Here is a 1,276-nt window from a genome sequence, read left to right on the forward strand (position 1 = left end):
GTGAGATATCTCACCGCCTTTTTTGTTTTTCATGTTTGTCTTCCTTTACTTCGCTATGATGCTCACAGATAATCAACCAACGTTTCCAATGGTGGTTGACATGACATTCAAAGTTTCTTCAGGTAAGTTCTTTCGCACATCTATATCCAGAGTCACTTTCATTCAGATTTTGAGTTTGTTTTCGATGCTTATTTTAATGCCATCAGTGAAAGCAAATGAGGAAAACACAGAATCCTTTGTTGCTGAATTTGAGATTCTTACTGAGGATAATCTTTCTCAGTATGTCAGCCAGATGAGTCAGCGTTATTACGAGCAGGTGGAATTGCTCAATAAATATTTTCAGCTATACCAACAAAAAAACGATCCTCGGGGATTTAATGTCTGGCATCTGAGGGGCTTTACACCGAACTTTAGCGCGATAAATGCTGAGAATCAGCTGATTGCAGCAGCCAACGACAAATTTCTGGCGGAGCGGCCTGAAAAAGCATTAACCACGATTTTTGCTGAACTTAGGGATATATCTGTCAATCTGATGGTGGCTTTTCGCGATAACGATCCACAGGCATTCAAATTGGCGAAGGCAAAAGTGAAAGAGCATAAAGAACAGATTGCTACCTTGCTCAAAGCACATAATCTGGATAAAGAAATCCAGGATATCTCGTTGAACTAACGCACCCTTCTCAGCATAAAGATGCCTATACCGGCAAAGATGATGGTTGGCAGGGATGCTGCCAGCCAGGGCAATACTCCAAATACCAGCCCCATATGCTGAAAGCTCTGGTTAAACAAGTGAAAACCTATTCCCACCAGTACGCCAACCAGAATACGTCCACCAATCGGTGCAGAACGTAATGGACCAAAGATAAACGGTACGGCTAGAAATACCATCACTGCTGAGCTTATCGGCATCATAATTTTGCTCCAGAATGCCAATTGATATTGTCCAACAGCCTGATGGTTGGATTTCAGATAGGAAACATATTCAATCAAGCTCCATACCGGTAAAAATTCCGGTGGTACTACAACCACATTCAACATGCCAGGATTGAGCTTGGAACGCCATTTGGCTCGCTCAATCGATCGGACTTCTATACCACCCTCATCTATGGTGCTTTGCACCACATCAAGCATCAGCCATTCATTATTCTCATAACGGGCTTCTCTGGCTTGGGTAACGATACGTAATTGATGTTTGTCGTCAAACTCATAAACCTTGACACCTTCAAAGCGGCCATCGCGATGAATACGCTGAATATGATTGAAATGGTTGCCATCA

2 protein-coding genes are annotated in these 1,276 nt (G+C 42.6%); one reads left to right on the forward strand and one right to left on the reverse strand.

Annotated elements, in window-relative coordinates; translation table 11 throughout:
• The first annotated feature begins 100 nt into the window (after positions 1 to 100).
• A complete protein-coding gene (locus B3O33_RS04340) occupies positions 101 to 670 on the forward strand; it encodes a hypothetical protein (RefSeq protein ID WP_292358922.1) in 570 nt (189 codons plus the stop codon).
• Here the strand turns inward: B3O33_RS04340 and B3O33_RS04345 are convergent.
• Positions 667 to 1,276 (reverse strand): LptF/LptG family permease (locus tag B3O33_RS04345; protein ID WP_292363038.1); only part of this gene is annotated, 610 nt, incomplete at its 5' end. The genes B3O33_RS04340 and B3O33_RS04345 overlap by 4 nt on opposite strands.

This window comes from Methylophaga sp. UBA1464 (assembly GCF_002325665.1).
Classification (GTDB): Bacteria; Pseudomonadota; Gammaproteobacteria; order Nitrosococcales; family Methylophagaceae; genus Methylophaga.